The organism is Halomonas salipaludis (genome assembly GCF_002286975.1).
Classification (GTDB): domain Bacteria; phylum Pseudomonadota; class Gammaproteobacteria; order Pseudomonadales; family Halomonadaceae; genus Franzmannia; species Franzmannia salipaludis.
Map to the genome: position 1 here is coordinate 211,108 of NZ_NSKB01000006.1, position 25,819 is coordinate 236,926.

Consider the following 25,819-nt stretch of genomic DNA (forward strand, 5'->3'; position numbering starts at 1 on the left):
TTTTACCCAAGTTTGTTCTCCTCGGCTGCTTCAACCTCATGAGGTCTGGAGTATTCCACTTACTCGGAAAAGCGGGGAACGTATCATGACCGACCCGAATACTACGTCTCGACTACCCGTCGTACGCCACTGGCACGGTTGGACTTCGTGCGAGCGGGCCGACGCTTATGAGGCGCTACTGCGAAACACGATCATCCCGGGCATTCTCGATCGCCAGATCGCCGGCCTGCGCCGCTTCGAACTGCTGCGCCGCGATGGCGACGATGAGGTGGAGTTCATTACCGCGATGTGGTTCGACAGTCTGGAGGCGGTGCGTGCGTTCGCCGGCGACGATTACGAGGCAGCCGTCGTACCGGCGGCGGCTCGTGCCTTGCTGAGCCGCTGCGACGTACGCTCGGCGCATTTCGACGTTCGCTTCGTTCATTCGTGAGCCTTGTGACGGGCGGAAAGCCTCCTGCCAGATCGCATTTCGCCCGTCCTTCGTTCCCATTGCCGGCCTGGCCTCGGTGCGCCGTGCTCGGCTCGGCCCGGCCCTGCTCTAGGACTTGCCCGCTCGACGTACGCCTGCGGCCAGTTCACGCACCAGGCCATGAACCGCCTCGACGGCGCCGCGCCGGGTCTCGGCGCTTTCAATGCGCTCTACCAGGGCCGAGCCGACGACCACGGCGTCGCTGAACCGACCAATCGCTGCTGCCTGTTCGGCACTGCGAATGCCGAAACCGACCGCTATCGGCAGGTGGCTATGCTCGCGCAGATGGCCCACCATGCGCTCGACATCGTGAAGTGCCGGGGCGAGGCCACCGGTAATGCCATTCACCGAGACGCAATACAGGAAGCCTGAGGCATTCTCCAGCACCCGGGGGAGCCGTTGGCTGTCGGTGGTCGGCGTGGCGAGGCGGATGAAGGCAATGCCGTGCTCCCTGGCTGGCAGGCATAGCTCGGCGTCATGCTCGGGCGGCAGGTCGATCACGATCAAGCCATCGACACCGGCGCGGGCAGCATCTTCCAGGAATTGCGCCACGCCGTAGCGGTAGATGGGGTTGTAATAGCCCATCAGTACCAGCGGCGTTTGCGTGTCCTGCTGGCGGAAGGCCTGCACCATCTCGAGCGTCCGGGCCATGTTCTGTCCACTCTCGAGGGCGCGCTGTGCGGCCTTCTGGATCACCGGGCCGTCGGCCATGGGATCGCTGAATGGCATGCCGAGCTCGATCACATCGGCGCCAGCCGCCGGCAGTCCCTGGAGGATATCAAGCGAGGTCTCGACGTCGGGATCGCCGGCGGTGATGTAGGTCACCAGCGCTGGCCTTTGCGCCGCCTTGAGCGCGGTGAAACATTTGTCGAGGCGAGTGGCGTCGTGCATGGGCGTTTCCTTGGCGGCGTTCATTGGAAGTTCTCTCCCAGGTGTTGGGCGACGCTCATCATGTCCTTGTCGCCGCGTCCGCTCAGGTTGACCACCATGAGGTGGTCGCGGGGTAGTGTCGGCGCGCGCTTGGCGACCTCGGCCAGGGCGTGGGCCGACTCCAGCGCCGGGATGATGCCCTCCAGACGGCAGCAGACCTGGAACGCCGCGAGGGCTTCGTTATCTGTGATCGAGACGTAATCGATGCGCCCCTGTTCGTGCAGCCAAGCGTGCTCTGGACCGATGCCCGGATAATCGAGCCCGGCAGATATCGAGTGGGCATCGACGATCTGCCCATCTTCATCCTGCAGCAGGTAGGTGCGATTGCCGTGCAGTACACCGGGCGCACCGCCGGTGAGGCTTGCTGCGTGCATACCGGTCTCGACGCCCTTGCCGCCGGCCTCTACGCCGATCATTGCGACCGTCGCGTCGTCGAGAAAGGGGTGGAACAAGCCCAAGGCGTTCGAGCCGCCGCCGATGCAGGCGACGAGAGAGTCGGGCAGACGCCCCTCCTGTTCGAGGAGCTGCGCGCGAGTTTCGCGTCCGATCACCGCCTGGAAGTCGCGCACCATGGCGGGATAGGGATGCGGCCCCGCCACGGTGCCGATGATGTAGAAGGTGTCGTCGATGTTGGTCACCCAGTCGCGCAGGGCCTCGTTCATCGCGTCCTTGAGCGTGCCGGTGCCCGTTGTGACCGGGACGACATCGGCGCCGAGCAGCTTCATGCGGAACACGTTGGGTTGCTGGCGCTCGATATCGGTGGTGCCCATGTAGACGATACATGGCATGCCGAAGCGTGCCGCCACGGTGGCCGTGGCGACGCCGTGCATGCCGGCGCCCGTCTCGGCGATGATGCGTGTCTTGCCCATGCGCTTGGCCAGCAGCATCTGGCCGATGCAGTTGTTGATCTTGTGCGCGCCGGTATGGTTGAGCTCCTCGCGTTTGAAGTAGATCTTTGCCCCGCCGAAGTGCTCGGTCAGACGCTCGGCGAAGTAGAGCGGGCTGGGCCGTCCGACGTAGTCGCGCTGGAAGTAGGCGAGTCGGGACTGGAACTCGCGGTCGCTCTGGGCCGCGTCGTATTCGGCCTGAAGCTCGGCAATCAGTGGCATCAACGTCTCGGGGACGAAGCGACCGCCGAAGCGGCCGAACATGCCATTGGCATCGGGCTGCATCGAGTCGTCGGTCATGGGGCACCTCGCAGGGATCGTGGGAAGTCATTCAGCGAAGCTAACGCAGACAGGCGGGGCGAAAAATCGATAAGATGGCCGCTTTATGTGAGCCTGAGTCACAGATCGATGCTAAACACCATGCCCTCCCTCAGCGCCTTGCGCGCTTTCGAGGCCACCGCGCGCTTGGGCAGCGTCACGGCTGCAGCCAATGAACTTAGCGTGACCCACGGTGCGGTCAGCCGACAGCTGCGCAGCCTCGAGGAACATTTCGGCGTGGCACTGTTCGCCAAGGCGGGCCGAGGCCTGGAACTCACGCGTCACGGGGAGCGGCTACAGCGTGGCGTAGGCGAGGCCTTTACCCGCTTGCGCGATGGCTGTGCCCAGTTGAAGCGCGATGTCGAGGCGGCACCCTTCATCCTGGCCTGTCCGGGCACGCTCCTGGCTCGCTGGCTTATCCCGCGGCTCGATCACCTGCATCGTGAGTTGCCAGAACTCAAGCTGCATGTCGTCTCCAGCGCGAGCGACGCTACCCCTGGAAGGGATGAGGTAAGCGCGACGCTGACCTTTTCTGAACCGCCGTGGCCGGCGGGCGTGGAGGTGGTCGAGTTGGCGGCAGAGCACATCTGCGCGGTCGCGAGTCCGCAGCTAGCCGCTCGGTTCGATCCGCAGCGGCCGGCGACGCTGTTTGACGCCAAGCTGCTGCATACCGCCTCGCGGCCTCAGGCCTGGCCGCAGTGGGCCCACGCACATGCACTCGACTCGACGCGCCTCGATCGGTCGTTGACCGAAGGGCAGGGCTTCGACCACCTCTACTATCTGATGGAGGCGGCAGTGGCGGGGCTGGGTGTGGCGATAGCGCCCCGACTGCTGGTCGAGGATGACCTGCGGACAGGGCGCCTCGTCGCACCCTGGGGGAGCGTCGAGACACCCGCTTGGCTGTGTCTGTGGCTTGCCCACAGCGACCATCAAGGGCGCAGTGCTCGGCTTGTCGAATGGCTCAGGCGCGAGCTGAACGATATGTACTTGTCGCGATAAGCGCCCTCTCCACTGGGGGGGCCACGGCGATATACGTCGACAGTGGCACCTTTTCCAGGGCGTTCTATCCTTTCCGTTGACCGGGACGAGGTGTCGATCAAGGAGAGGCCAATGTTTACGTTCGAGATTTGGGTCGCCTATACCGCAGCCTGCATTCTGCTGGTGCTCGCTCCGGGGCCGGATAACCTGCTGGCGGTGGGACGCGGCCTGAGCCAGGGTTGGCGTGCGGCCTGGACCTCGGGGCTGGCCTCCGGTACCGGGATCCTCTTGCATGTCCTGGCGGCGACCTTCGGCCTGACCCTGCTGCTGCAGACCTCGGAGCTGGCCTTCTGGGTGGTCAAGGCGCTCGGTGCCGGCTACCTGATCTGGCTCGGCATTCGGGTACTGAGGGCGCGTAACCTGATCCACTTCGCTCCCGCCCGGCGCCAGCCGCTGTCGCGTATCTTCGCCATCGGCTTTCTTTCTGCTGCCCTCAACCCCAAGCCGGGTCTCTTCGTGCTGGCCTTCATTCCGCAGTTCGTCGATCCAACAGCGGGGTCCGTCACGGCGCAGATGCTGGTTTACGGCGTCTGGTTTGCCGCCCTGACCGCGGTGGGCTTCTCGCTGATGGGGGTGTTTGCGGCGCGACTGTCCGCCTGGTTGCAGGCGCGACCGCGGGTGGTCGCCGGCCTCAACGTGGGTGCCGGCCTGACCTTCGTGGTCACGGGGCTGTCGGTGGCGGCCATGAAGCAGCGTTAAGGTCAGCTGGTGATGTCGAAAGTCGCCGACCTGTGACGATAGAGGGGTGACCAGGGCACGTCGCCCTGCCAGGCAACCGGGAGAACCGTCATGCAATATATGCTGATGTGCTGTATCGATGAGGCGCTGTGGGAAGGGCTACCGGAGGCATCCCGCGATGCGGTGATGCACGACTACCAGGCGCTGATCCAGGAGATGGTCACCAGCGGCGCCTACCGCGGCGGGGCGCGGCTGCAGTCGGTAGATAGCGCCACTACGCTGCGCGAGCAGAATGGCCAGGTGGTGACGCATGATGGGCCCTTTGCCGAGGCGCGCGAACAGTTGGGTGGTTTCCATGTCGTGGAGTGTCGCGACCTCGACGAGGCGCTGGCGCTGGCCCGGCGCATTCCGCCACTGCGCGTCGGGGGCTCGGTCGAAGTGCGGCCGGTGGACCCCGCCTACCGCCTGTAGGCGATGAATCTCGATGCGCTCTATCGCGAGGCTCATGGTCGCCTGCTGGCCGGCCTGATTCGCCGTTTCAACGACTTCGCCCTGGCCGAGGATGCCTTGCAGGCGGCCTTCGAGGCCGCCATGCGCCAATGGCCGGAGCAGGGTACACCGCCCAGTCCGCTGGCGTGGCTGGCCGCCACCGCCCGACACAAGGCGCTCGACCAGCTGCGCCATCGCCAGATGCTCGAGCGCAAGCAGGGCGAGCTGGTCGTGCATCTCGAGCAGACCCTGGGGGAGGCGCCGGCGCCGGATGACGATGATGTGCCGCTGGATAGCCTGCGGCTGATGTTTACCTGCTGCCACCCGGCGCTGGGGCGTCCCGCCCAGGTTGCCTTGACCCTGCGTACCCTGGGCGGCCTGACCACCGAGGAGATCGCCCGGGCGTTCATGCTGCCGGTGCCGACCCTGGCCCAACGGCTGGTGCGCGCCCAGGCCAAGATTCGCAATGCCGGCATCCCCTTCGAGGTGCCGGATGACGACGCCCTCGACGAGCGCCTCGATGCGGTGCTGGCGGTGATCTATCTGATCTTCAACGAGGGGTATGCCGCCAGCGGCGGCGAGCGCCTGGTACGTGAGGAGCTGTGCCACGAAGCCATTCGCCTGGGCCGCCTGCTGGTTGGCCTGCTGCCCGCCGAGCCCGAGGCGCGGGGCTTGTTGGCCTTGATGCTGTTTCACGATGCGCGCCGCGATACGCGTCTCGACGAGCACGGCGATATCGTGCTGCTGGAGGATCAGGCACGTTGGCGTTGGGATCGCGAGGCGATCGAAGAGGGCCGCGCCCAGCTCGACCCGGCATTGCGGCAAGGACCGCTCGGGCCTTATTGCGTGCAGGCCGCCATTGCCGGATTGCACGTCGAGGCGACAAGTGCCGCCGACACCGACTGGCGGCGCATTGCGGCGCTCTACAGCCTGCTCTACGCCATGCAGCCGACGCCGGTGGTGGCGCTGAACCGTGCCGTGGCGATCGCCATGGCCGACGGGCTGGAAACCGGCCTGGCGCTGCTCGATGAGATTCACCTGCCGGGCTACCACCTGCTGCCGGCGGTACGCGCCGACCTGCTGCGGCGCCTGAAACGCTATGACGAGGCCGCTGGGGCGTATCGCGAGGCGTTGGCGCTATCGCCCCAGGCTGCCGAGCGGCGCTTTCTCGAACGCCGCCTGGCCGAGGTGCAGTCAGCCCTCGGCTGATTCGACCAGGGCGTCGAGCCAGGCGTTGATGCGTGGATCGCTGAAGAACGTCACCAGCCGCGCGGCGGTGATCTCGCCGATGCCTGCTCGGGCGTGCCAGTCGGCCGCGGAGCGCTGGCGCAGTTCGGCGAGTGTGACCTCGCCATTGGCGTCTTGAAGTACCGTGGGCGCGACCTTGGGCATGCCCAGGGCCGCCAGCCAGCGGGGTAGCGACTGCTCGACGCTCTCGGCAAACAGGGCGTGCCACTGGGCGGCGCGCACCTCGCCGACGCCGTGGGCCTGCTGCAGCTGAGCCGGGCTGAGGTCGCGCCAGTCGAGCAGCTCCTCGAGTAGCCCCGCGTCGATCAGGCGCTGCCAGCTGCCTTCGCCGAGGCCGGCCATGTCCAGGCCGTCCGGGCCGGAGAGCCACGTCAGCCGGGCCAGAAACTGGCTCTCGCAGCCGGGCGTCAGACGCAGGCAACTGAGGGGGTGAAATGCCCCGGCGTCTGGGATCTCCAGGGGCGGGCGCGGCTGGCGGTGGGTTAGCACGGCGTCGAATTGAGGGATGGTCAGTCCGGCGAGCCGAATCGTGACGTGGTCGCCGGGGCGGATGTCGTGCCGCTGCCACTGGCTCAGCGAGCCAAGGCTGACGCGGCGTATCGTGCGGTCGTCGAGGGCGGTGGGGTAGAGCTGCAGCACCGGGGTGATCTGCCCGGTGCGGCCGACCCGGAACTCGACGCCGCGCACCTCGGCCAGCGCCTGCTGGGCGGGGTGTTTCCAGGCCACCGCCCAGGCCGGCGGTGCCGGCTGCCAGGTGTCCGGGGCGGGGCGCTGGCTCTGCCGCACCACCACGCCGTCGGTGGCGAAGGGCAGGGCGCCGCGATACCAGCGCTGGCGCCAGGCAGCCACCTCATCGGCCTGTGTCACGGCCTGGGTCATCGCCACGCTATCGCTGAACCCCCAGGCGGCGAGCCTGTCGAGACGCTGCTGCATGTCGGCTGGGCCATCCGGCCAATCCCAGACGAATAGCCCCACCTGAGCGGCAGCCTCATGCTGCCAGGCGTGGCGCGCCATCAGGCCGATGATGGCGCTGCGCGCCCCGGCACTGCCGTGTTCGGCCTGAACGTGCTGCTCGAGGCGCTGATAGAGCTCGCCCTGCAATACCACCCGAGGTGGATAGGGGGCCGCCAAGCGCTGTGCAACGTGGGGCGCCTGGCGCAGATGCGCTAGCCAGTCGCTGCCGCGCTCGCCGTCGCCACGGCTGATCGCCTGCACCAGCTGGCCGTCATCATAGACCAGCGTCACGGCCACGCCGTCGACCTTGGGCTGCACCCACAGTGAGTGTGCCCGGCGGCGCTGCATCCAGCGCGCCAAGGCGTCGCGGCCGTCGAGCTTGGCCAGGCCAGTCTGCACCACCGGGTGGTCGAGCGGCCCGTCGGGTTCATGTGCCGTGGTGGCGGATGGCTCGCCGCTACAGGCCTGCCAGCGTGCCAGCCGCTGGCGGGTCTGGTCGTAGAGGCTGTCGTCGACCAGCCGCTCGCCGCGCTCGTAGTAGGCCGTGTCCCACTCGGCCAGCCGTGCCTCGAGCTGGACGCGGCTGGCCTCGTCGATGGGCCGGCATGCGTCGGCCAGCAGCGGCCAGGCGAGGCCGCTCAGGAGGGCGAAGATAAGGAGTCGCAGGCGGTGGCGCCGTGGCTGTCCCACGCTGAGGATCGAGTCGGTGAACATGCTGACATCCCTGTCGCTGTCGCGCATGGCGCGGCGTTGATATCAGCATAGTCGAATACACAAACGCCTGCCCCGCCAGGATGGCGGGGCAGGTGGGCAGTGCGTGGTGTGGGTTAGCGGCGTTCGGACAGCAGGGTGTAGTCGAGCAGTACCTCGGCGCTTTCCAGCAGCTTGGCGTGCTCGGCGGGCTCGCTCTCCTCCTGGTCCTCGCCGCGGGCGTCGACCCAGTCGTCGAGCAGCTCGAGACCCAGCGCGCGGCGGCGGTCATTCTCGAGGCCAAGCTGGCGGCTCTCCAGCTCTTCCATCTCACGCTGGCGCTGTTCGCGGTTGAGGCTGACGCTGGTCTGCTCTTCGCGCAGCTCGCGGGCCAGCTCGGCCTGGGACTCGAGGTAGATGAAGTTGGGATGACTCGCCACGCGCTCGCGGTGCCGCGCGCTCAGCTCTTCGAGATAGCGCCACGGCTCGCCGTAGTTGCGGTACTGTACGGCGCGCACGGTGTCCCACTCCAAGGCGTTGTCGAGGGTACTCTCACCGATGATCTCGGGATCGAGCAGGCTGGGGAACACGATGTCCGGCTCCACGCCGCGATGCTGGGTACTCTCGCCGGAGATGCGGTAGAACTTGGCGCGGGTCAGCTTGACCTGGCCATGGCTGAGGTCGTTGATGGTCTGTACCGTGCCCTTGCCGAAGGTGCGGTTGCCGAGCACCAGGCCGCGGCCGTAGTCCTGGATGGCGCCGGCGAAGATCTCCGACGCCGAGGCCGACAGACGGTTGACCAGCACGCCCAGCGGCCCCTCGTAGAGGCTGCCGCTTTCGGTGTCGCCGTAGAGGCTGATCCGGCCGCGGGCGTCACGCACCTGGACGGTGGGGCCGCGATCGATGAACAGGCCGATCAGCGAGTTGGCCTCCTGCAGTGCGCCGCCGCCGTTGTTGCGCAGGTCGAGGACGATGCCATCGACGCCTTGCTCCTTGAGCGACTCGACCTCGCGGGCCACGTCACGGGTGGTGCTGCGATACTCGTCCTCGCCGGCCTGCCAGGCATCGAAGTCGACGTAGAAGGTCGGGATCTTGATCACCCCGACCCGGTGGTTATGGCCGTCACGGCGGATGTCGACCACTTCGCTGCTGGCCGCCTGGTCTTCCAGGTTGACGGTGTCGCGGGTGATCTCCACCACCCGTGAGCGAGTCATGTCGACGGCCTGGGCGGGCACCACGTCAAGACGCACCACCGAGCCCTTGGGGCCGCGGATCAGGTCGACGACCTCGTCGAGGCGCATGCCGATGACATTGACCATCTCCTCTTCGTCCTCCTGGCCCACGGCAATGATGCGATCGGCCGGCTCGAGTACGCCAGCGCGCTCGGCGGGGCCGCCGGGCACCAGACTCGAGACCTTGACGTACTCGCCTTCGCTCTGCAGTAGCGCGCCGATGCCTTCCAGCGACAGCCGCATCTGGATGTCGAAGGACTCACCCTGGCGCGGCGACATGTACTCGGTGTGCGGGTCGATGGTGCTGGTCATGGCGGCCATGAACAGCCCGAAGATGTCTTCGCTGTTGGTCTGGCGCACCCGGGAGAGCTGACCCTCGTAGCGCTGGCGCAGGTTGTCGATGACCTGCTCGTCGTCGAGGTCGTTGAGGATCTGGCTGAGAGCGGCATTCTTGAGTCGCTTGTGCCATAGCTCGTCGAGCTCGGCCTGGCTCGCTGCCCAGGGCGCCTCGTCGCGGTCGAGCTCGAGACGGTCATCGTCATCGTAGGTGTAGTTCAAACCCTCGTCGAGGCGGTCGAGGATCCAGTTGAGCCGCGACTCCAGGCGCTGCTGATAGCGGCTGTGCAGGGCGAAGACCGGCTCCAGGTCGCCATCGTAGAGCACGTCGTCGAGGCGCCGTTCGAGGCCGCGAAACTCATCGACATCGGCCTGGGTGAGGTAGGCGCGTTGCCCGTCGAGGACATCCAGGTAGCGCTGGAAGGCCTCCCGCGACCAAGCCTTGCCGAGGCTCACATCGGCATAGTGGCCATAGCGTAGCGATTCGGCGACCTCGGTGGCAGCCTGACGTTGAGCGTCGGAGGGTTCGGGTTGGGCATGGATCGCGGTGCTTAGCGTCAGCACCAGCACAAGGGCACTCAATTGCCGAATGGCTGCAATCAGGCTCATCAATGAAGCACTCCCGGTTTCATGTACACTTCTTCCCTAGACCAGCGTCCGGCACCTGAGTTGCCATGGCCGAGCCGGCATTGTAGCAGCCTGCGTCGCCGGACACAGACTCTTAGATGAGGATGATCATGCCCCACGACGCTACATTGGAACGATTGCTGTCCTTTCTGCAAGCATCTCCGACGCCTTGGCACGCCACAGCCAATATGGTGCGGCGTCTGGAACATGCTGACTATCGTCGCCTGGAGGAGACGCAGGCCTGGCAGCTGAGCCCCGGAGAGCGGGTCTATGTGACCCGCAACGACTCCTCGATCGTCGCCCTGCAGCTGCCCAGCGAGCCGCTCAGCGGGCTGCGCATGATCGGCGCCCATACCGACAGCCCGGGTCTACGCCTCAAGCCCAATGCGGCGCTGCACCAGCAAGGCTGGCTGCAGCTCGGGGTGGAAGTCTACGGTGGGGCGCTGCTGGCGCCGTGGTTCGACCGCGACCTGGGGCTCGCCGGCCGTGTTCATGTGCGCCGCGAGGATGGGCGCCTGCAGGGCATGCTGCTCAACGTCGAACGACCGGTGGCGATCATCCCCAGCCTGGCGATTCACCTCGACCGCGAGGCCAACAACGGCCGTGCCATCAATCCCCAGACCCAGATGGCACCGGTGCTGCTGCAGGGGGGCGAGGAGCAGGGGCTGGAGGCGCTGCTGGGGCGCTGGCTCTACGAGCAGCACGGCCTGGAGAAGGCCGAGGTGCTGGACTTCGAGCTGGCGCTCTACGATACCCAGCCGCCGGCGCGGGTCGGGGTCAACGGCGAGCTGATCGCCAGTGCCCGCCTTGACAACCTGCTGTCGTGTTTCATCGGGCTTGAAGCGCTGCTCGACGCGGATGGCCGGCAGGGCGCGGTGCTGGTGGCCAATGACCATGAGGAAGTGGGCAGCGCCAGCGCCTGCGGTGCCCAGGGCCCGTTCCTGGCCGATGTGCTGCGCCGGGTCTGCGAACAGCTTGGCACGCCGGGGGAAGAGCCGTTCGTTCGGCTGATTCAATCGTCAAGGATGATCTCCTGTGACAACGCCCATGCGCTGCATCCCAACTTCGCCGACAAGCACGACGCCGCCCACGGCCCGGCGATCAACGGCGGGCCGGTGATCAAGGTCAATGCCAACCAGCGCTATGCCACCAACAGCGCCACCGCGGCCATGTTCCGCGAGCTGTGCCGCGAGGCTGGGGTGCCGGTGCAGACCTTCGTGACCCGCGCCGACATGGGCTGCGGCAGTACCATCGGGCCGATCACCGCCACCGAACTCGGTGTGCCGACGCTGGATGTGGGTGTCGCCCAGTGGGGTATGCACTCGATCCGCGAGACCGCCGGCAGCCGCGATGTCGCACATATGATCCGTGCCCTCAAGGCCTTCCTCAACCGCCCCACGCTGAGCTGAGTTGGCGTGGCCGCTCAGGCCAGTGGCAGCGCCCGCCACGGGCCGCGCGCCTGCAGGCGCTCGCGCAGCAGCGCGGCGAGAGCCTCGACCGCCGGGCGCGAGGCCGCGTCGATATGACGTGCCATATGCAGACGTGCCTGGCATGGCTTGAGCGCTGGCAGGCCCTCCTCGGCGCCCAGCTCACGCATCGCCGGGGTGAGCCGCTCGCGGTCGATGACGCTGATCGCCAGGCCCGCCTCGACTGCCGTCTCCACTGCATGAATGCTGGTGCTGGTAAATACTGCGTGCCAGGCGGTGCCGGCGGCTTCGAGTGACTCCACGGCCAGCTCGCGATAGGGGCAATCCACTTCGTGCAGGGCCAGCGGCACGCTGGGGCGCTGGGTGAGATCTCCCGCTCGTGGGCCGGCCCACACCGGCGAGGTTTGCCAGAGCGCCTCGCCATCGGGCAGGCGGTGGGGGCGATCGAGCACCACCGCCAGCGCCAGCTGCGAGCGCGAGAGCTGGCGTGCCAGCTCGCCGCTGGTGGCGGTGACCGCTTCCAGTAGTACGTCAGGGTGGTGGGCAGTGAACTCCGGCAATACCCCGGTGAGCAGCTCGCGGGCGTAGTCTTCGGGCAGGCCGAGCCTCACCTTGCCCGCCAGGCGACGTCCGGTGAAGCGCGACAGCATGGCGTCGTGCAGGCGCAGTAGTTCCCGCGACTCCTGGAGCAGCGCTTCGCCGGTGGCGGTGGGAGTCACGCCGCGCGGCCCGCGCTCGAGCAGCCGTGCCCCCAGCGCTTGCTCCAGGCGCTTGATCTGCATGCTGATGGCACTCAGGGTGCGGTGGCGCTGCTCGGCGGCGGCCGCCAGCGAGCCGAGCCTGGCCGCGGCGTGGAAGCTGCGCAGCAGTTCGAGGTCCAGCGTGGCTGCAGAGGCTTCAGTCATGTTGAAGGCTCCATCAATATGATTTCGATTTATTAAAGCTGTGGCGCGGCGCAGGATCAAGGCCCATTCACTGAGAGAGGCCCTGCATATGCCCCCCGCGCTGATTACCCTGGCCTGCGTCATCGGCTTCGTGGTGTGCTGGAGTTCCGGCTTCGTCGGCGGCCGGCTGGCGATGGGCGCATCGATGCCGATCCTGGCGCTGTTCGCCTGGCGCTTCCTGTTCGCCAGTCTGATCACCGGGCTCTTCTGGTGCTGTACCCGGCGCCAGCAGCTGCCGCTCACGGCGCTGCTGGCCGAGGCTGGTATCGGCGCGCTGACCATGGGCGGCTATCTGCTGGGGGTGATCCTGGCCCTGCAGTTTGGTGTCAGCACCGGGCTGACGGCACTGGTGGCGGCGCTGCAGCCGCTGCTGGCCGCGGCGCTGGCCGGTCGCTGGCTGGGGGAGCGCCTCGGTGCCCAGGGCTGGGCGGGGATGCTGCTGGCCACGCTGGGGGTAGGCATCTGTGTCGTCGACGATCTGGGCAGCGCTCAGGCGGCGCCGGCCTGGGCCTATGCCTTGCCGCTTCTCTCGGTGGTCTCGGTGACCCTGGGCAGCCTGCTCAGCGTGGGGCGGCTGACGGCGCTGCCGATGGCGGCGACGCTGACGGTGCAGCTGTGGGCGGCCACCTTGATCTTCACTCTGGCCGCGCTGATCGCCGCCCAGGGGCGGCTGGCGCTGCCGGTGCTGGACGGCATTACCCTGAGTGCCATCGCCTGGCTGATCGTGCTCTCGAGCCTGGGCGGCTACGGCTGTTTCTTGGCCTGCCTGCGGCGCCTGGGGGTGACCCAGACCTCGACGCTGGTCTACCTGACACCGCCGGTCACCCTGGTGTGGGCGGCGCTGATGTTCGGCGAGCTTCCGGGCCGCCATGGCCTGCTGGGTATGCTGGTCGCCCTGCTGGGGGTGGTGATCGCGCTGCGCCGCCTGAGTCCAACGCATACGAAAACCCCCGCTGCCGGAGCAGCGGGGTAATCGATTCGTGGTGGCTACGCCCTGATTCGAACAGGGGACCCCATCATTATGAGTGATGTGCTCTAACCAGCTGAGCTACGTAGCCAACGGGGGCGAATCATACGGGTAAGGGCATGATCCGTCAACCTTTTTAGGTTATGACTGAAACCTAGCTACGCTCGCTGACTTTTCAGAGTGCGCCAGGAGAAGCCTGGTCGCCTAGGACACCGACCAACGGAGGTGAAAAGGGCATATTGAAACCCAGTGGGTGAAAGTCCCACCCGGCCAAGGTTAGCCACCAGCCGGTAGCGAGTCTTGCGCAGCATCGAGTAATCGCTGCTGTGAAGCGTAGATAGCGAGTGGATAGGCCGTGTGATTGAGCCCCGAAATAGTCATGGTCGCGATCGCCGACACTCTTCTGAAAGTGGAAGGCAATACGAACCCGCTGGGTGGCTTGGCGGGGAGGGTCGCCGGGGTCGGAGAGCAGGGCATGTCCACATAGGGGGTTCCCAGGAACCTGGGAGGCCCGCCTTTCTCCCCTGAAGGGTATGGCACAGGCGAGGGGCTGCCTGCTGCGAAAGCTCCCGGTCCGGTGCTGTCGCGCCTGACGGTACTGGAAGCGAATCACAGGCGCTCAAGGGGTACGGCCAGGTGAGCACAAGAAGCCGGTCGGACGGAAAGGCGGGAGTCGGAGTCGCTCATAGTACCTAAGAAGGCGGGGAACCGGCTCGACGGGACCCGCTGGAGGGAAGGGGCGGCCAATCATCAGAACCGCGAGAGGGAAACATGACAGGTGCACAGGAACCTGGTGTCATGTACACGAAACAATTGCGGATAGCTGCGCTGGCAGAGCGCTTCCCGCAGCGTGCCTTCACGTCACTGGCGCATAACATCGATGCCCAGTGGCTGAAGACGGCCTACCTGATGACGCGCCGAGACGGCGCTGTCGGGATCGATGGCCAGACGGCGGACGACTTCGTGCGCGACTTCGAGGCCAATATCCAGCGGTTGCTGGAGGAGGCCAAGAGCGGTCGCTACCGGGCACCGCCGGTGCGGCGCGTCCATATTCCCAAGGGAGATGGACGCACCACACGGCCGATCGGCATCCCCACCTTCGAAGACAAGGTCCTGCAACGCGCCGTGGTGGCCCTGCTGGAACCCCTCTACGAGCATGACTTTCGGGATGGCTCGTATGGATTCCGACCGGGACGCTCGGCGCACCAGGCGATCAAGACGGTGTGGGACGGGCTGTCGTCGATGGGAGGTGGCTGGGTCATCGACCTGGACATCCAGGCCTTCTTCGACACGATTGACCATCAGCACCTGCGTGCGTTTTTGCAGCAACGAGTGAAGGACGGTGTCATCCTGCGCCTGATCGGCAAGTGGCTCAAGGCCGGTGTAATGGAGGCCGGGCAGTGGCAGAGAGGTAAGGTCGGAAGCCCGCAAGGGGGTGTGATTTCCCCGATGTTGGCGAACGTCTACCTCCACTACGTGCTGGACGAGTGGTTTGAGAAGGACGTCAAGCCGCGCCTGCGAGGACGGGCATTCTCGGTGAGGTTTGCCGATGACGCCGTGCTTGCCTTCAGCAATGAAGCCGATGCCCGCAAGGTGTTGGAGGTGCTGCCGAAGCGCTTCGCGCGCTTTGGGCTCACCCTGCACCCAGCCAAGACCCGGCTGGTGCGGTTCCGACCACACCGCGAGCAACGGGCCGAGACCTTCGACTTTTTGGGCTTTACCCACTACTGGGGAAAATCCCGGCGCGGTCGCTGGATCATCAAGCAGAAAACGGCCAAGGACCGATTCAGACGGGCACTGAGGCATATTTCGCTTTGGTGTCGGGCGAACAGGCACCTGCCGCTTCAAGTCCAGCATCGCCATCTATGTCGGAAGGTACAAGGGCACTTTGCCTATTACGGTATCTGCAACAATGGCAGAGCGCTCCAGGTGTTCCGGTTCCGGGTAATCTGGTACTGGATAAAGAGGTTGAGTCGACGCTCCCAGAAAGGGTGGATTACGTGGGAGAAGGCAGGTCAACTGCTGGCTCGTCTTCCCTTGCCGCGTGCAAGGGTAGTGCACCGATGGTCCTTTTAGCGAATCTGATGATTGAGGAGCCGGATGCGTTAATTGCGCACGTCCGGATCTGAGGGGGCCGGGACGAGTAATCGCCCGGTCTACCCGACCACTGGACTTCCCCCGAAAAGCATGACACCCCTCAGCCTCACACGGAGCCCATTTCAAAGCCATTAGTTACACTATGGAAACTCCGACATTTTTCCGACTATTGTCTTAACCAGCCTGCACTTTACGACTTCTCAGATATTACCTAGGCCGCTTTCCCAGCAGCTTGCTGCCAAATCGAAAGAAACCGATGCGTTCGAGGAAGATGAAGTAATAGGTCGTAAAGCCGTTGACGAGCAGGGCTCGAATCACGTGAAAGGCGGTCACCATGGTGACGTTCAGGTGCAGCACCTCTGCCGTCACCGCCATCTCGGCAAAACCGCCGGGGGAAGCCGACAAGGCAGCAGTGGCGATGTCGATGTCGGCCAAGTCAGCGAGCAAGAGCGCATAGAGCAGCATGCCGCCTGCCATCAGGAGCACGAGAGACGAGCTAACCAAGACGAACCGTCCTAACTTCATGACGACCTCTCGGCGAAAGCGCGCACCGATCGCGATTCCGAGCAGGAACTGACCGGCGTAGAAGAGCGGGCGCGGCATGCGTCCCTCGGCGAAGCTGAAGGCAGCGAGCAAACCCACGCCCATCAGCGAACCGATCATCCAGGGGTTGTTGAAGTGCAGCAGCTTGGCGCCCAAAGCGCCGACGAGCCCGCAAAGAACCACCAGCGGCAGAATCTTCCAGGACAAGTCGTGGGCAACAGCGCGTTCGTGGAAAGCGCCCTCCAGTCCCAGCGCCACGAGCGCTGGCGGCAGGATGCACACCACTAGCGCCACCCGTACGGCCTGCGATAGCGCGATAGGCTCGTTCTGCGCGCCGTGGGCGGCGCCGATATTAGACATTTCCGACAAGCCGCCCGGCATCATGCAGAAATAGGCGGTCTTCATATCGACCCGGCCGAACCGCGCCAAGGCGATGGCGCAAGCCGAGCCGACCAGCATCGAAAGCAAGGCGGTGAAGACCATCATCGGCAGCCAGCCGATCAAGCTCACGACGACGGCCGGAGTGACGTTGAGCCCGATGGCCGCGCCGATGACCACTTGACCGACCCGACGGCCGGCCAAGGGCGCAAAAGGGATGATGCCGCCGATGGCGAAGGCGGCCGTCACCACCAACGGACCCAGAACCCAGGCCAGCGGAACCCCAAGGGCGTGCGCTGCGTATCCCGCCAAAACAGCGCTAGTAAAACACAGCAGGACGCCTTTATTCGGCATTGATCTCTCCGAGTGGATTCGCGGTACCTGGCTTTTGGCTCGTTAGCCGACCCGCAGCAGGTCGGTAATGCGCCGGGCGTCCTCCAGCTCGTCCATGCGCAGGATCGCCTCGACCAGGGCGTCCTGCTGCTCGGCCGGCATCACCTTGCGGGTGAGCTTGCGGAACTTGTCGACGATGTCCTGCTCGGTAGCGAAATAGGTCTCGCTGCCACGCGGCGCTTCGCGAGTCTCGGTCTCCACCGTGCCATCCTTGAGACGGACCTCGACGCGGACCTTGTGGCGGAACTTCGAGCCCTGGGCGGTGATGGCCGGGTCCTCGAGCACCTCGACGCGGCGCGACAACTCGATACGCCCCTGGCTGTCGACGCAATCGGGCAGGAACTGATCGACGAACACATCGCCCTCCAGCAGCAGCGTCGCCACGCAGAAGGGCAGATTGAGCTGCGCCGAGGTGAGGCCCTCGGGACGGTAGGCCCAGCCCACGTGATCGGCGGTGACCTGCGAGCCGTAGACGACGATCTTGTCCAGCTCGTCCAGGGTGAACGGCCGCCGCTCCTGGATCGCGCGAATCGCGTCCAAGGTGGTGTGGTTGCTGCCCACGCAGGAATAGAACTTGAGGGAGATCCGCAGGGTTTCGAACTGCTCACCCAGCCCCGCGCTGAGAGCGTTCAGATCGAAGCGATCCTGGGAGCGGGAGAAGGTGGTGCAGAAGCCGCCGTAAGGGGACTCGAACACATCGACGATGCCGGTGAAGCCGTTCTGCGCCAGCAGCGCGCCATACAGACCGCTCTGGGAGGAGCGGCCCGCGTGCATGCGCTTGACCATGGCGCCGTACTGCGCCGCCATCAGGCCGGCCGCCTGGGTGCCGGCAATGCCCAGGGCGTGGACGGTCTGCTCCGGGCTCAGGCCAAGGGCACGCGCCGCACCGGAGGCCGCCGAGAAGACGCCGACGGTGGCGCCCGAGTGCCAGCCCTGGCCGATATGCTCCTGGCCCATGCAGATGCCGACCCGCGGGCCGATCTCATAGCCGGCGACGGCGGCGGTGAGAAAATCACGTCCGCTCAACTGCGCCTTCTCGGTCACCGCGATGAGCGCCGGCAGGGTCACCGCGCCGACGTGCAGCACGCCCTGGCGGTGGACGTCGTCGAGCTCGAAGCCCTGGACCTGGGTGCCGTTGACCAGGGCGGCGTGCGGCGCCGACAGACGCTTATTGGTGCCCCACAGCGAGGCGCCATCGCTGCTACTGTCGACCGCCGACAGCGTCTCCTTGAGGATCTTCGCCCAGGGCAGATCGGTGCCGTAGAGGCCGCAGCCCAGAGAATCGAGGATCAACAGCTTGATGCGCTGGCGGACCTCCTCCGGTATGTCCTCGTAGCGCAGGTTGGAGACGAAGTTCGCAATGTTACGGGTATGTACGTTATCCGCCGGGCTATGACCGCTCATATCGTTTCCTCCATTCAATCGTTGGTTTTCTGACAGGGAGCAAGCACGGTGCGAGCGATCGTGCTGTCGAGCGCCTCGTACTCGTAGTACTGAATGTTTTCGTAGAGCTCGGCGCGCGGCATCATTTCCGGCAGGAACTCATTGACATCGCCATGTTTCATCAGCGACGCGTAGAAGCGTTCCATCGCTTTGGAGGCGACACGGAAGGCGGACACCGGGAAGATGACCAACTCGTAGCCGTACTCGGTCCAGCCATCGACGCTGGTGGCGGGGGTGTGGCCGAACTCGGTCATGTTCGCCAGCAGCGGCGCCTTGACCTCGCGGCGCACCTGCCGAATCACCTTAGGGGACTCGAGGGCCTCCACGAAAATCACATCGGCGCCGGCCTCAGCATAGCGATTGGCCCGGGCGATGGACTCTTCCGTGGAGATGAACCCCGCATCGGTGCGAGCGCAGATCACCATGTTGCGAGAAGCCTTGCGCGCCGCCGCGATCTTCCGACACATGTCGTCGGTGGACACCACCCGCTTGTCGTTGAGATGGCCGCACTTCTTCGGGAACTGCTGGTCCTCGATCTGGATGCAGGCGACCCCCACGTCCTCCAGCTCGCGCACCGCGCGCATTACGTTGAGCGCCTCGCCGAAGCCGGTGTCGCAGTCGACGATCAGCGGAAGGTCGGAGGCCCGCACGATCTCCCGAGAGGCGTGCCAGACGTCTTCCAGGGTCAGCAGGCCCAGATCGGGCATGGCCTTGGAAGCGGACAGCGCGGCGCCGGAGAGATACAGCGCCTGAAAGCCGGCTTCTTTAGCCAGCAGGGCCGACATGCCGTCGTAGGCCCCCGCCACCGCTGTGGCCGGCGTTCCCGCCAGCAATTGGCGAAAGCGAAGGGGATGGTTCGACGTCGTCTCGCCCTCGTCAGCAAGCCATTTTATGGTCATAAGATTATCTGCCTCACTCCGTCTCGTTGCGAAGAGCCTCTCAACCACTTGATTAAGCTGTGACGAGAGGCGCGGATGTGTTGCTCGATCGGAAATACCGGCGACGCTCGCCTCGCTCATCCACCGATGCTCCCGTAGTGCACCGAGCCTCCAGCCTGATCGACACCCCTAACCGCCTTCAGGCTCGCTGATATCGGCCAGCAACTAATTGTCGACACTGATACAGAGGCTCTAACCGTGCCTTGTCGGGACGAACACCCCGCTGTCACTCAACCAGTTGCAATTTAATAAGCTAAAACTTAATAAGCTGCGATGGCGATCCGGCTTGAGCTCGAGAAACTGTAGATGTAAACATCATGAAAGTATATCTTATATAAGATATACTATAGTATAATTGCTCGGTGTGACGCAGAGCAGTACGTTTAGGTTCAAACGAGCCGTCAAGCACCGGTCAAGCGGGAGTCGGCCACGAGTCAGGCCACTTGGGTGAGGGGGGAGCATGCTATTGCAGGAAATCGCCACAAGGTCACGTGCCATCACGTTCGAAGCGTGCCCGATTGAAGCGCTTGAGACCGCCAAGCTCGCGATACTGGACACCATCGGAGTCACTCTGGCGGGTGCTGATGCCGATAGCACAAGCACAGTTCTTAAGGCGTCTCAGCGCGCCTTGGCGGATGGTCCCGCACTGTTGTTCGGCAGCCATCGCCGGGTCGATGTCTACCATGCAGCACTGATCAATGGCACCGCCTCGCATGCGTTGGATTTCGATGACTGCAGCAATACGCTGGGCGGCCATCCGTCCGCGCCTATCGTGCCGGCCCTGTGGGCGCTGGCAGAAGAACGCGGCGCGAGCGGGGCAGACCTGCTGTCGGCCTACATCGCCGGCGTTGAGGTAGAGACCAAGATCGGCCGTGCGGTGAACTTTCACCACTATGAAAAGGGTTGGCACCCTACTGCTACACTTGGCACTTTCGGCAGCGCCGCTGCGTGCAGCCACCTGCTGGGCTTGCCAATCGAAAGGACCACTCATGCGCTATCATTGGCCGTGTCCATGTCTGCCGGGGTCAAAGCCAATTTCGGCACCATGACCAAGCCCTACCATGTCGGGCAGTCTGCGCGTAACGGCCTGTTAGCGGCACTGCTCGCCGAGGCTGGAATGACGGCCAATCCCGAGGCGCTGGAGCACCCGCAGGGCTTTTTCGCCATATATAACGGCACCGAAAATTGTGTTCCTGGACGCATTCTTGACACTTGGGCCAAGCCGCTCGATATAGTCGAGCCGGGTATTGCCTTCAAGCGCCATCCCTGCTGCGCCAGCACGCATCCTGCCGTGGACGCCATACTACAACTGCGTAAGGAGCATGGACTACTCCCTGAGGATGTGGCGCACGTGCGCTCGTGGACTCATCCGCGCCGGTTGAACCACACGAATCGCCCTGATCCGCAGACTGGCCTGGACGGCAAGTTCAGCGTGCAATACGTCATCGCTCGCGCACTGATGCACGGCATCGTCAGCCTCGAACACTTTTCCGATGATGCCGTCAACGAGGCGCCGGTACGCGACTTGCTAGCTCGCATTCATGCCGAACCCCACCCTGGAGCTATCTGGGAGTCCACCGAGCATTTCTTTGCCGAAGTAGCGGTCACCACTCATGATGGCCGCTACTTAAAGGCCAAAATCGATCGTCCGCTCGGCCGCGATCGCCATCACCCTTTGCCCAAGGGTACCTTGGAACGGAAGTTTCTTGATTGTGCCTCTCGAGTCCTCACACCCAACAATGCCGAACAGCTCAGTGAACAGCTGCTGCAATTGGATAGAGTGAACGACACCCGCACCCTGAGCCAGTTGATCATCGATGGGTCAGTCGCTTGACTTTGTTGCTAAATAACGCCATCACGATAAAAGGAAGTATGAACGAATGAATCCCCCAGAAATCGCTGCGTATAATCCCGATGTGGTCGTAGTTGGGGCCGGCAACGCCGCTCTGTGTGCCGCTCTTTCCGCCCACGAGCAAGGTGCCAAGGTGTTGATTTTGGAAGCCGCACCGTATGAAGAGCGTGGCGGCAACTCACACTACACCGGGGGTGCTTTCCGCTTCGCCTATAATGGCGTCGAAGACCTCAAGGAAGTCTGTCCCAGCATGACTGATGAAGAACTCGAAAACGTCGACTTCGGCACCTATACCGAAGGGCAGTTCTTTGATGACATGTTCGAGCTGACCGAATTCCGTACCGACCCAGATCTCTGCGAGCTGTTGGTCCACAGTAGTCTTGATACCGCCAAGTGGATGGCCAAGCAAGGTGTAAAGCTTCAGCCTGGTCTGGGCCGACAGGCCTTTAAGGTCGACGGCAAGTTCAAATTCTGGGGCGGGCTGGCCCTACATATCTGGGGCGGAGGGGAAGAACTGCTCAAGGCGCTATACAAGAAAGCCGACGATTACGGCATTCCCATCGCCTTCCAGACTCCGGCCGAATCGCTGATCCGCGATGATGATGGTGATGTTGTCGGTATCGTGGCCCGCCAAGGCGGCAAACGTCTGGACATTTACGCAAGAGCTATCATTCTGGCCTGCGGCGGTTTCGAATCTAACCCCGAAATGCGCGCCAAGTATCTCGGCCCAGGCTGGGATGCCGCTAAGGTCCGCGGCACTAGCTTCAATATGGGTATGGGTCTGCAAATGGCCCTGGACGTAGGCGCACGTCCTTTCGGTAACTGGTCTGGCTGCCACTCTGTAGCTTGGGATGTAAACGCTCCGGCGTATGGGGATCTCACCGTCGGCGATCAGTTTCAGAAGCATAATTACCCCTTTGGTATTTTGGTCAACGCCAAGGGCGAGCGCTATGTAGATGAAGGTGCCAATTTCCACAGTCATACCTATGCAAAATACGGAGGAGAAATCCTTAAGCAACCTGGCATGTTCGCCTGGCAGATCTTCGATGACAAGGTGACTGACCTGTTACGTGGTGAATACCGTATACGACGCGTCACCAAGGTAGAAGCCGATACACTCGAAGAACTGGCCGAGCAGTTGGAGGGCGTCGATCCCAAAGCGTTCCTAAAGACTGTTCATGAGTACAATGAGGCGTGCCGTACAGAGGTGCCGTTCAATCCGAACATCCGCGACGGTCGCTGTACCGAGGGGCTGGCCATCAACAAGTCCAATTGGGCTAATCCGTTGGATACACCACCGTTCCACGCCTATCACGTCACCACTGGCGTGACATTCACCTTCGGTGGCCTCAAGGTCTCTCAAAATTCAGAAGTCGAAGGTTTGGCCGGTGAAAAAATTCCAGGTCTGTATGCTGCCGGGGAAATTGTCGGCGGACTTTTCTACAACAATTATGCTAGCGGCACTGGCTTGATGTCCGGCGCCACGTTCGGTCGTCTGGCCGGAAAGCACGCCGCACAGCGCGCTAAGGCATAAGTTTCAGCCTTTGCGTAGTGAAAAGACGGGTGTTGAGCATCTATATGACGCCTGTTCTGGGGCTGTTGCTAATACAGACCATGCATAAGTGACGACAAATATAAATTAGAGCTTACAAAAGGAGACACAAGAATATGTCCACGCCAGTCAATGTCTTGAAATTTCTCGCTACCGGGGTGGCCGCCGGCACCCTCGCGATCTCTTCAGCGTTCGCTGATAAAACGTTCGATCGCGTCGAACTGATTATTCCTTATGGCCCGGGTGGCGGCTCGAGCTTGCATGGTCGCGTGGTTGCCGATGCTTTGGAGAAAACTTTGCCGGGCAACCCGACCATAGTAGTGCGCAATGTGCCGGGCGCGGGCTCGGTACGTGGCATCAACGAATTTAACCAAACCGCCACACCGGACGGCAACACCATTGCCTCGATTGCTAGCGGGACTTTCTTCAGTTACGTGGTGGATAACCCAACCGTTCGGTACCCGCTCACGGAGTTTAACGCGTTTCTCAGCTCGCCCTTCGGTGTGATCATGTACGCCCGCAAGGACCAGGCCGGTGGCTTGACAGGTAACGCAGAGGAAGACGTGAAGAAACTACAGGAAAATCCTCCGAACTACGGTGGCCAGGATGCGACGTCCTCGGATATGCCGGCCCTACTGGCCATGCACATGTTGGGCATTCAACCACGCGTCCTGTTCGGGGTGAGTAATAATGAAGCCCGCGGCGCCTTTGAGCGCGGCGAGCTGACCATGAACTACGACAATATGGCATCGTGGGAGTCAGGAGTTGTGCCGCTGATCGAGGATGGCACCGCCGTTCCGATGTTTACCTTTGGCTATGTGAACGAAGATAACGAAGTCGTGCGTGACCCGATGGCCCCCGATATCCCCACGTTCAATGAAGTCTATGAGGAAGTCCACGGTGAGCCATTATCGGGTGTCGAGAAGGACATATGGATGGCCATGCTCGCGATACGGGTCATGGGCTCCAAAATGTTCGTGCTACCCAAAGATACACCACAGGAAATCATCGACATCTACTCCGAGGCGGCCAAGCAGGCGATGGCCAACCTTGAGGATGACCCGGCAGCCATCGATATCCTCGGCCCCTACCCCCAAGCCATTGGTAAAGACGCGCAGCGCACCATGTTGGATGCTGCCTCGTTCACCGAGGAGCAATCCGAATACCTGCGTAACTGGGCGCAAGAAGTATATGACGTTCAGCTGTAAATATTTTAGTCGCCATAGGCGGGGACCGTATTCCCCGCCTGATCGATCCACGCGTTATCCACCCTTGCTTTGGCCTCCCGGCGTATCAGGTTTGGGGTGTATGGCCGGCGTGAGATATTTTCCAACTGCTTAGGAAACTGCCGATGGACGCAAGCATTTTCGAGTTTGCTGGCCAGGCGATCTTCCAGCTGCTCACAGGGAATCATGTCCTCTATCTCATCCTGGGTGTCACGCTCGGGCTGACTGTGGGACTTCTGCCAGGCCTCGGTGGCATCTCAGGGATGGCCTTGCTGCTTCCCTTCGTTTATGGCCTGGATCAAGGCTCGGCCTTGGCGATGTTGGTCGGCCTGACCGCGGTCACAACTACCTCAGATACATTTCCTGCTGTGCTATTGGGGGTCCCAGGCAGTTCGGGGTCCCAAGCCACGGTTGTCGATGGTTTTCCTCTCGCCAAACAAGGCCATGGCGCCCGCGCTCTCGCGGCAGCCTTCGGCGCTTCTCTATGTGGTGGGCTAATTGGAGCTGCCCTGCTGTCCATGTCGGTGCTGGCCGCCCGTCCGATTTTGCTCGCCATGGGCTTCGGTGAGCAGCTCATGCTGGTGCTCCTCGCCTTAACGTTTGTTGGCATGCTCACCGGCCCCAGCATGCTCAAAGGACTGGCCGCCTGCGGCATTGGGCTATTGATTGCCACGATTGGCGTTTCGTCGGCCACGGCACAGTTGCGCCTGACGTTTGGGGTTGAATACCTCTATGAAGGCATCCCTCTAGTCATTGTCGGCCTGGGCTTATTTGCTGTGCCCGAAATACTGGATGTGTTACGGCATCAAAAAACTATCGCTCAAGCCAGCCCCATGGGCTCCGGCTGGTTAAAAGGTTTGAAGGATGTCGTTAAAAACCGCTGGCTCGTGCTGCGTTGCGGGCTGTTGGGCTCGACCGTAGGCGCCCTGCCAGGGTTAGGTGGCACCGTGGTCGATTGGATTGCTTACGGCTACACTAAGCAGAGCACCAAGAACAAGGAGCTCTTTGGAAAAGGCGATATCCGTGGCGTGATTGGTCCCGAGTCGGCTAATAACGCCAAAGAAGGCGGCGCTCTGATTCCGACCATGTTCCTCGGTATTCCTGGCTCCGGCACCATGGCCCTATTGCTCGGCGCCTTTGTTATGATAGGCGTCACGCCGGGCCGCGCTCTAGTAACGAACCAGCTAGACATCGTTTACTTGGTTATTTGGTCGCTGGCCTTGGCTAATATTGTCGGCGCGTTCTTTTGCATCGGGCTAGCCAAGCCGATTGCAAAGATTACCACTGTGCGCTATACGCTCATCGCGCCGTTCATGTTCGTGCTGATCTTTTTCGCGGCATTCCAGACCTCACGGCATTGGGGCGACCTGATAGCCCTACTAGTCCTAGGTGGGCTTGGCGTCTTCATGAAGCGTTATGGCTGGTCGCGAGCCGCGTTACTGATCGGTTTTGTATTGTCTCCTTCCTTAGAAGATGCTGTTTACCGCACGGTCCAAATCTATGGCTTTGACGTTCTGTTACGCCCGGTAGCGATGAGCTTGCTTGGTGTAGCCGCCATTTGCCTGTTCTTTGTGTTGCGTGCCCGCGATAGCGGTGGTGAACAAGAAGTCACTCAGGCCTCGGCCCAGAAGCGTTTGCCGCAGATCCTATTCACACTGCTGCTCGGTGGGTTCGTGGTGTTATCGTTGCTGGATGCACAAAATCTGCGCTTCCTAGCCTACGTCTTCCCCATCTCGGTGGCTGTGTTTACCGGGGGATTGATAGTATTGTTGTCGGTGCTATACATCTCCCGCCGGGAAGCCCCGCGCCTGTTCTGTGATACCGAAGCGGAATACCGGGCTGCCGGATCGACCGCACGCCCTATGTTGTTCTTTTTTGGCCTGTTCGCTTCCCTGCCGGCTATCTCCGCGGTGATCGGATTCTTCTTGGCTGTCCCGGTATTCTTAGCCCTGTTCCTGCGCATCATGGCTCAGCTGTCCTGGCTGAAGGCCATGCTGGCCGCCGCCCTCGCCACAGCTCTGCTGTGGTTCCTGGGAGACATGCTGGTGTTGCGCTATCCCCAAGGTTGGCTGCAGACCATGATGAATTTCCCAGGCTAACGCTCAAAGGTACCGTTCCAACCATCATATGGCCGGAACGAGTGCCAAACGCTTGAAACAAGAG

General features: G+C 63.2%; 20 protein-coding genes and 1 tRNA gene. 12 read left to right on the top strand and 9 right to left on the bottom strand.

The window, feature by feature from the left end; genetic code table 11:
• Window positions 1–85 precede the first annotated feature (85 nt).
• Window positions 86–430 (top strand): antibiotic biosynthesis monooxygenase, encoded by a 345-nt coding sequence (locus CK498_RS16670; RefSeq protein ID WP_095621984.1) that lies wholly within the window; start codon window positions 86–88, stop codon window positions 428–430.
• A 108-nt stretch (window positions 431–538) separates the two neighbouring features.
• Here CK498_RS16670 and trpA read toward each other — a convergent pair whose 3' ends face one another.
• A complete protein-coding gene (gene trpA / locus CK498_RS16675; RefSeq protein WP_095621985.1) occupies window positions 539–1,360 on the bottom strand; it encodes a tryptophan synthase subunit alpha in 822 nt (273 codons plus the stop codon).
• Window positions 1,361–1,380: 20 nt separating this feature from the next.
• Entirely contained in the window at window positions 1,381–2,586 is a 1,206-nt protein-coding gene (trpB, locus tag CK498_RS16680) for a tryptophan synthase subunit beta (RefSeq protein ID WP_095621986.1), read from the bottom strand.
• Window positions 2,587–2,694: 108 nt separating this feature from the next.
• On the opposite strand from trpB, the gene CK498_RS16685 reads away from it, so the two are divergent.
• From CK498_RS16685 to CK498_RS16700, 4 genes are all read left to right on the top strand, one after another.
• On the top strand, window positions 2,695–3,603 hold the full coding sequence (locus CK498_RS16685) for a LysR family transcriptional regulator (protein WP_095621987.1): 909 nt from the start codon (window positions 2,695–2,697) through the stop codon (window positions 3,601–3,603).
• A gap of 111 nt (window positions 3,604–3,714) precedes the next feature.
• Window positions 3,715–4,341 carry a LysE family translocator gene (locus tag CK498_RS16690; protein WP_095621988.1) on the top strand — a complete coding sequence of 209 codons (627 nt, stop codon included), beginning with the start codon at window positions 3,715–3,717 and terminating at the stop codon, window positions 4,339–4,341.
• Between the two features lie 90 nt (window positions 4,342–4,431).
• Window positions 4,432–4,791 carry a YciI family protein gene (locus CK498_RS16695; protein ID WP_095621989.1) on the top strand — a complete coding sequence of 120 codons (360 nt, stop codon included), beginning with the start codon at window positions 4,432–4,434 and terminating at the stop codon, window positions 4,789–4,791.
• 3 nt (window positions 4,792–4,794) lie between these two features.
• On the top strand, window positions 4,795–6,018 hold the full coding sequence (locus CK498_RS16700) for an RNA polymerase sigma factor (protein ID WP_095621990.1): 1,224 nt from the start codon (window positions 4,795–4,797) through the stop codon (window positions 6,016–6,018).
• On the opposite strand, the gene ligB is transcribed toward CK498_RS16700, so the two are convergent.
• Together ligB and CK498_RS16710 are read right to left on the bottom strand one after the other, a co-directional pair.
• Window positions 6,004–7,725 carry an NAD-dependent DNA ligase LigB gene (gene ligB, locus CK498_RS16705; RefSeq protein WP_176475820.1) on the bottom strand — a complete coding sequence of 574 codons (1,722 nt, stop codon included), beginning with the start codon at window positions 7,723–7,725 and terminating at the stop codon, window positions 6,004–6,006. The genes CK498_RS16700 and ligB overlap by 15 nt on opposite strands.
• Window positions 7,726–7,838: 113 nt before the next feature.
• Window positions 7,839–9,878 carry a carboxy terminal-processing peptidase gene (locus tag CK498_RS16710; RefSeq protein ID WP_095621992.1) on the bottom strand — a complete coding sequence of 680 codons (2,040 nt, stop codon included), beginning with the start codon at window positions 9,876–9,878 and terminating at the stop codon, window positions 7,839–7,841.
• 128 nt (window positions 9,879–10,006) lie between these two features.
• Here CK498_RS16710 and CK498_RS16715 point away from each other — a divergent pair, with 128 nt between their 5' ends.
• Window positions 10,007–11,305, top strand: coding sequence for a M18 family aminopeptidase (locus CK498_RS16715; protein ID WP_095621993.1), 1,299 nt, complete (start codon window positions 10,007–10,009; stop codon window positions 11,303–11,305).
• A gap of 14 nt (window positions 11,306–11,319) precedes the next feature.
• Here the strand turns inward: CK498_RS16715 and CK498_RS16720 are convergent, their stop codons facing one another.
• Complete coding sequence (locus tag CK498_RS16720; RefSeq protein WP_095621994.1) at window positions 11,320–12,228, bottom strand: LysR substrate-binding domain-containing protein; 909 nt, start codon at window positions 12,226–12,228, stop codon at window positions 11,320–11,322.
• 88 nt (window positions 12,229–12,316) lie between these two features.
• Here CK498_RS16720 and CK498_RS16725 point away from each other — a divergent pair, with 88 nt between their 5' ends.
• Entirely contained in the window at window positions 12,317–13,240 is a 924-nt protein-coding gene (locus tag CK498_RS16725; protein ID WP_095621995.1) for a DMT family transporter, read from the top strand.
• 8 nt (window positions 13,241–13,248) lie between these two features.
• Here CK498_RS16725 and CK498_RS16730 read toward each other — a convergent pair.
• Window positions 13,249–13,325 (bottom strand) — tRNA-Met (locus CK498_RS16730).
• 707 nt (window positions 13,326–14,032) lie between these two features.
• Here CK498_RS16730 and ltrA point away from each other — a divergent pair.
• A complete protein-coding gene (gene ltrA, locus CK498_RS16735; RefSeq protein ID WP_217987798.1) occupies window positions 14,033–15,310 on the top strand; it encodes a group II intron reverse transcriptase/maturase in 1,278 nt (425 codons plus the stop codon).
• Window positions 15,311–15,538: 228 nt separating this feature from the next.
• Here ltrA and CK498_RS16740 read toward each other — a convergent pair whose 3' ends face one another.
• From CK498_RS16740 to prpB, 3 genes are read right to left on the bottom strand one after another with little or no spacing between them, the layout of a single operon-like run.
• Window positions 15,539–16,606 carry an AbrB family transcriptional regulator gene (locus CK498_RS16740; protein WP_095621997.1) on the bottom strand — a complete coding sequence of 356 codons (1,068 nt, stop codon included), beginning with the start codon at window positions 16,604–16,606 and terminating at the stop codon, window positions 15,539–15,541.
• A gap of 42 nt (window positions 16,607–16,648) precedes the next feature.
• A complete protein-coding gene (locus CK498_RS16745) occupies window positions 16,649–18,049 on the bottom strand; it encodes an MmgE/PrpD family protein (RefSeq protein ID WP_095621998.1) in 1,401 nt (466 codons plus the stop codon).
• A 14-nt stretch (window positions 18,050–18,063) separates the two neighbouring features.
• The gene (gene prpB / locus CK498_RS16750; protein ID WP_095621999.1) at window positions 18,064–18,987 is read right to left on the bottom strand and encodes a methylisocitrate lyase; all 924 of its coding nucleotides are present in this window, start codon (window positions 18,985–18,987) and stop codon (window positions 18,064–18,066) included.
• A gap of 499 nt (window positions 18,988–19,486) precedes the next feature.
• Here prpB and CK498_RS16755 point away from each other — a divergent pair, with 499 nt between their 5' ends.
• From CK498_RS16755 to CK498_RS16770, 4 genes are all read left to right on the top strand, one after another.
• Window positions 19,487–20,860: an MmgE/PrpD family protein gene (locus CK498_RS16755; RefSeq protein WP_095622000.1), complete on the top strand. Its 1,374-nt coding sequence runs from the start codon at window positions 19,487–19,489 to the stop codon at window positions 20,858–20,860.
• Window positions 20,861–20,906: 46 nt separating this feature from the next.
• A complete protein-coding gene (gene tcuA, locus CK498_RS16760; RefSeq protein ID WP_095622001.1) occupies window positions 20,907–22,412 on the top strand; it encodes an FAD-dependent tricarballylate dehydrogenase TcuA in 1,506 nt (501 codons plus the stop codon).
• Window positions 22,413–22,546: 134 nt separating this feature from the next.
• Window positions 22,547–23,638, top strand: coding sequence for a Bug family tripartite tricarboxylate transporter substrate binding protein (locus tag CK498_RS16765; RefSeq protein WP_095622002.1), 1,092 nt, complete (start codon window positions 22,547–22,549; stop codon window positions 23,636–23,638).
• Between the two features lie 143 nt (window positions 23,639–23,781).
• On the top strand, window positions 23,782–25,755 hold the full coding sequence (locus CK498_RS16770; protein ID WP_095622003.1) for a tripartite tricarboxylate transporter permease: 1,974 nt from the start codon (window positions 23,782–23,784) through the stop codon (window positions 25,753–25,755).
• The last annotated feature ends 64 nt before the right edge of the window (window positions 25,756–25,819 follow it).

Coding starts and splice junctions, on each gene's coding strand:
- CK498_RS16670 (WP_095621984.1), top strand. CDS start 86: ATGACCGACCCGAATACTACGTCTCGACTACCCGTCGTACGCCACTGG.
- trpA (WP_095621985.1), bottom strand. CDS start 1,360: ATGCACGACGCCACTCGCCTCGACAAATGTTTCACCGCGCTCAAGGCG.
- trpB (WP_095621986.1), bottom strand. CDS start 2,586: ATGACCGACGACTCGATGCAGCCCGATGCCAATGGCATGTTCGGCCGC.
- CK498_RS16685 (WP_095621987.1), top strand. CDS start 2,695: ATGCTAAACACCATGCCCTCCCTCAGCGCCTTGCGCGCTTTCGAGGCC.
- CK498_RS16690 (WP_095621988.1), top strand. CDS start 3,715: ATGTTTACGTTCGAGATTTGGGTCGCCTATACCGCAGCCTGCATTCTG.
- CK498_RS16695 (WP_095621989.1), top strand. CDS start 4,432: ATGCAATATATGCTGATGTGCTGTATCGATGAGGCGCTGTGGGAAGGG.
- CK498_RS16700 (WP_095621990.1), top strand. CDS start 4,795: ATGAATCTCGATGCGCTCTATCGCGAGGCTCATGGTCGCCTGCTGGCC.
- ligB (WP_176475820.1), bottom strand. CDS start 7,725: ATGTTCACCGACTCGATCCTCAGCGTGGGACAGCCACGGCGCCACCGC.
- CK498_RS16710 (WP_095621992.1), bottom strand. CDS start 9,878: ATGAGCCTGATTGCAGCCATTCGGCAATTGAGTGCCCTTGTGCTGGTG.
- CK498_RS16715 (WP_095621993.1), top strand. CDS start 10,007: ATGCCCCACGACGCTACATTGGAACGATTGCTGTCCTTTCTGCAAGCA.
- CK498_RS16720 (WP_095621994.1), bottom strand. CDS start 12,228: ATGACTGAAGCCTCTGCAGCCACGCTGGACCTCGAACTGCTGCGCAGC.
- CK498_RS16725 (WP_095621995.1), top strand. CDS start 12,317: ATGCCCCCCGCGCTGATTACCCTGGCCTGCGTCATCGGCTTCGTGGTG.
- ltrA (WP_217987798.1), top strand. CDS start 14,033: ATGTACACGAAACAATTGCGGATAGCTGCGCTGGCAGAGCGCTTCCCG.
- CK498_RS16740 (WP_095621997.1), bottom strand. CDS start 16,606: ATGCCGAATAAAGGCGTCCTGCTGTGTTTTACTAGCGCTGTTTTGGCG.
- CK498_RS16745 (WP_095621998.1), bottom strand. CDS start 18,049: ATGAGCGGTCATAGCCCGGCGGATAACGTACATACCCGTAACATTGCG.
- prpB (WP_095621999.1), bottom strand. CDS start 18,987: ATGACCATAAAATGGCTTGCTGACGAGGGCGAGACGACGTCGAACCAT.
- CK498_RS16755 (WP_095622000.1), top strand. CDS start 19,487: ATGCTATTGCAGGAAATCGCCACAAGGTCACGTGCCATCACGTTCGAA.
- tcuA (WP_095622001.1), top strand. CDS start 20,907: ATGAATCCCCCAGAAATCGCTGCGTATAATCCCGATGTGGTCGTAGTT.
- CK498_RS16765 (WP_095622002.1), top strand. CDS start 22,547: ATGTCCACGCCAGTCAATGTCTTGAAATTTCTCGCTACCGGGGTGGCC.
- CK498_RS16770 (WP_095622003.1), top strand. CDS start 23,782: ATGGACGCAAGCATTTTCGAGTTTGCTGGCCAGGCGATCTTCCAGCTG.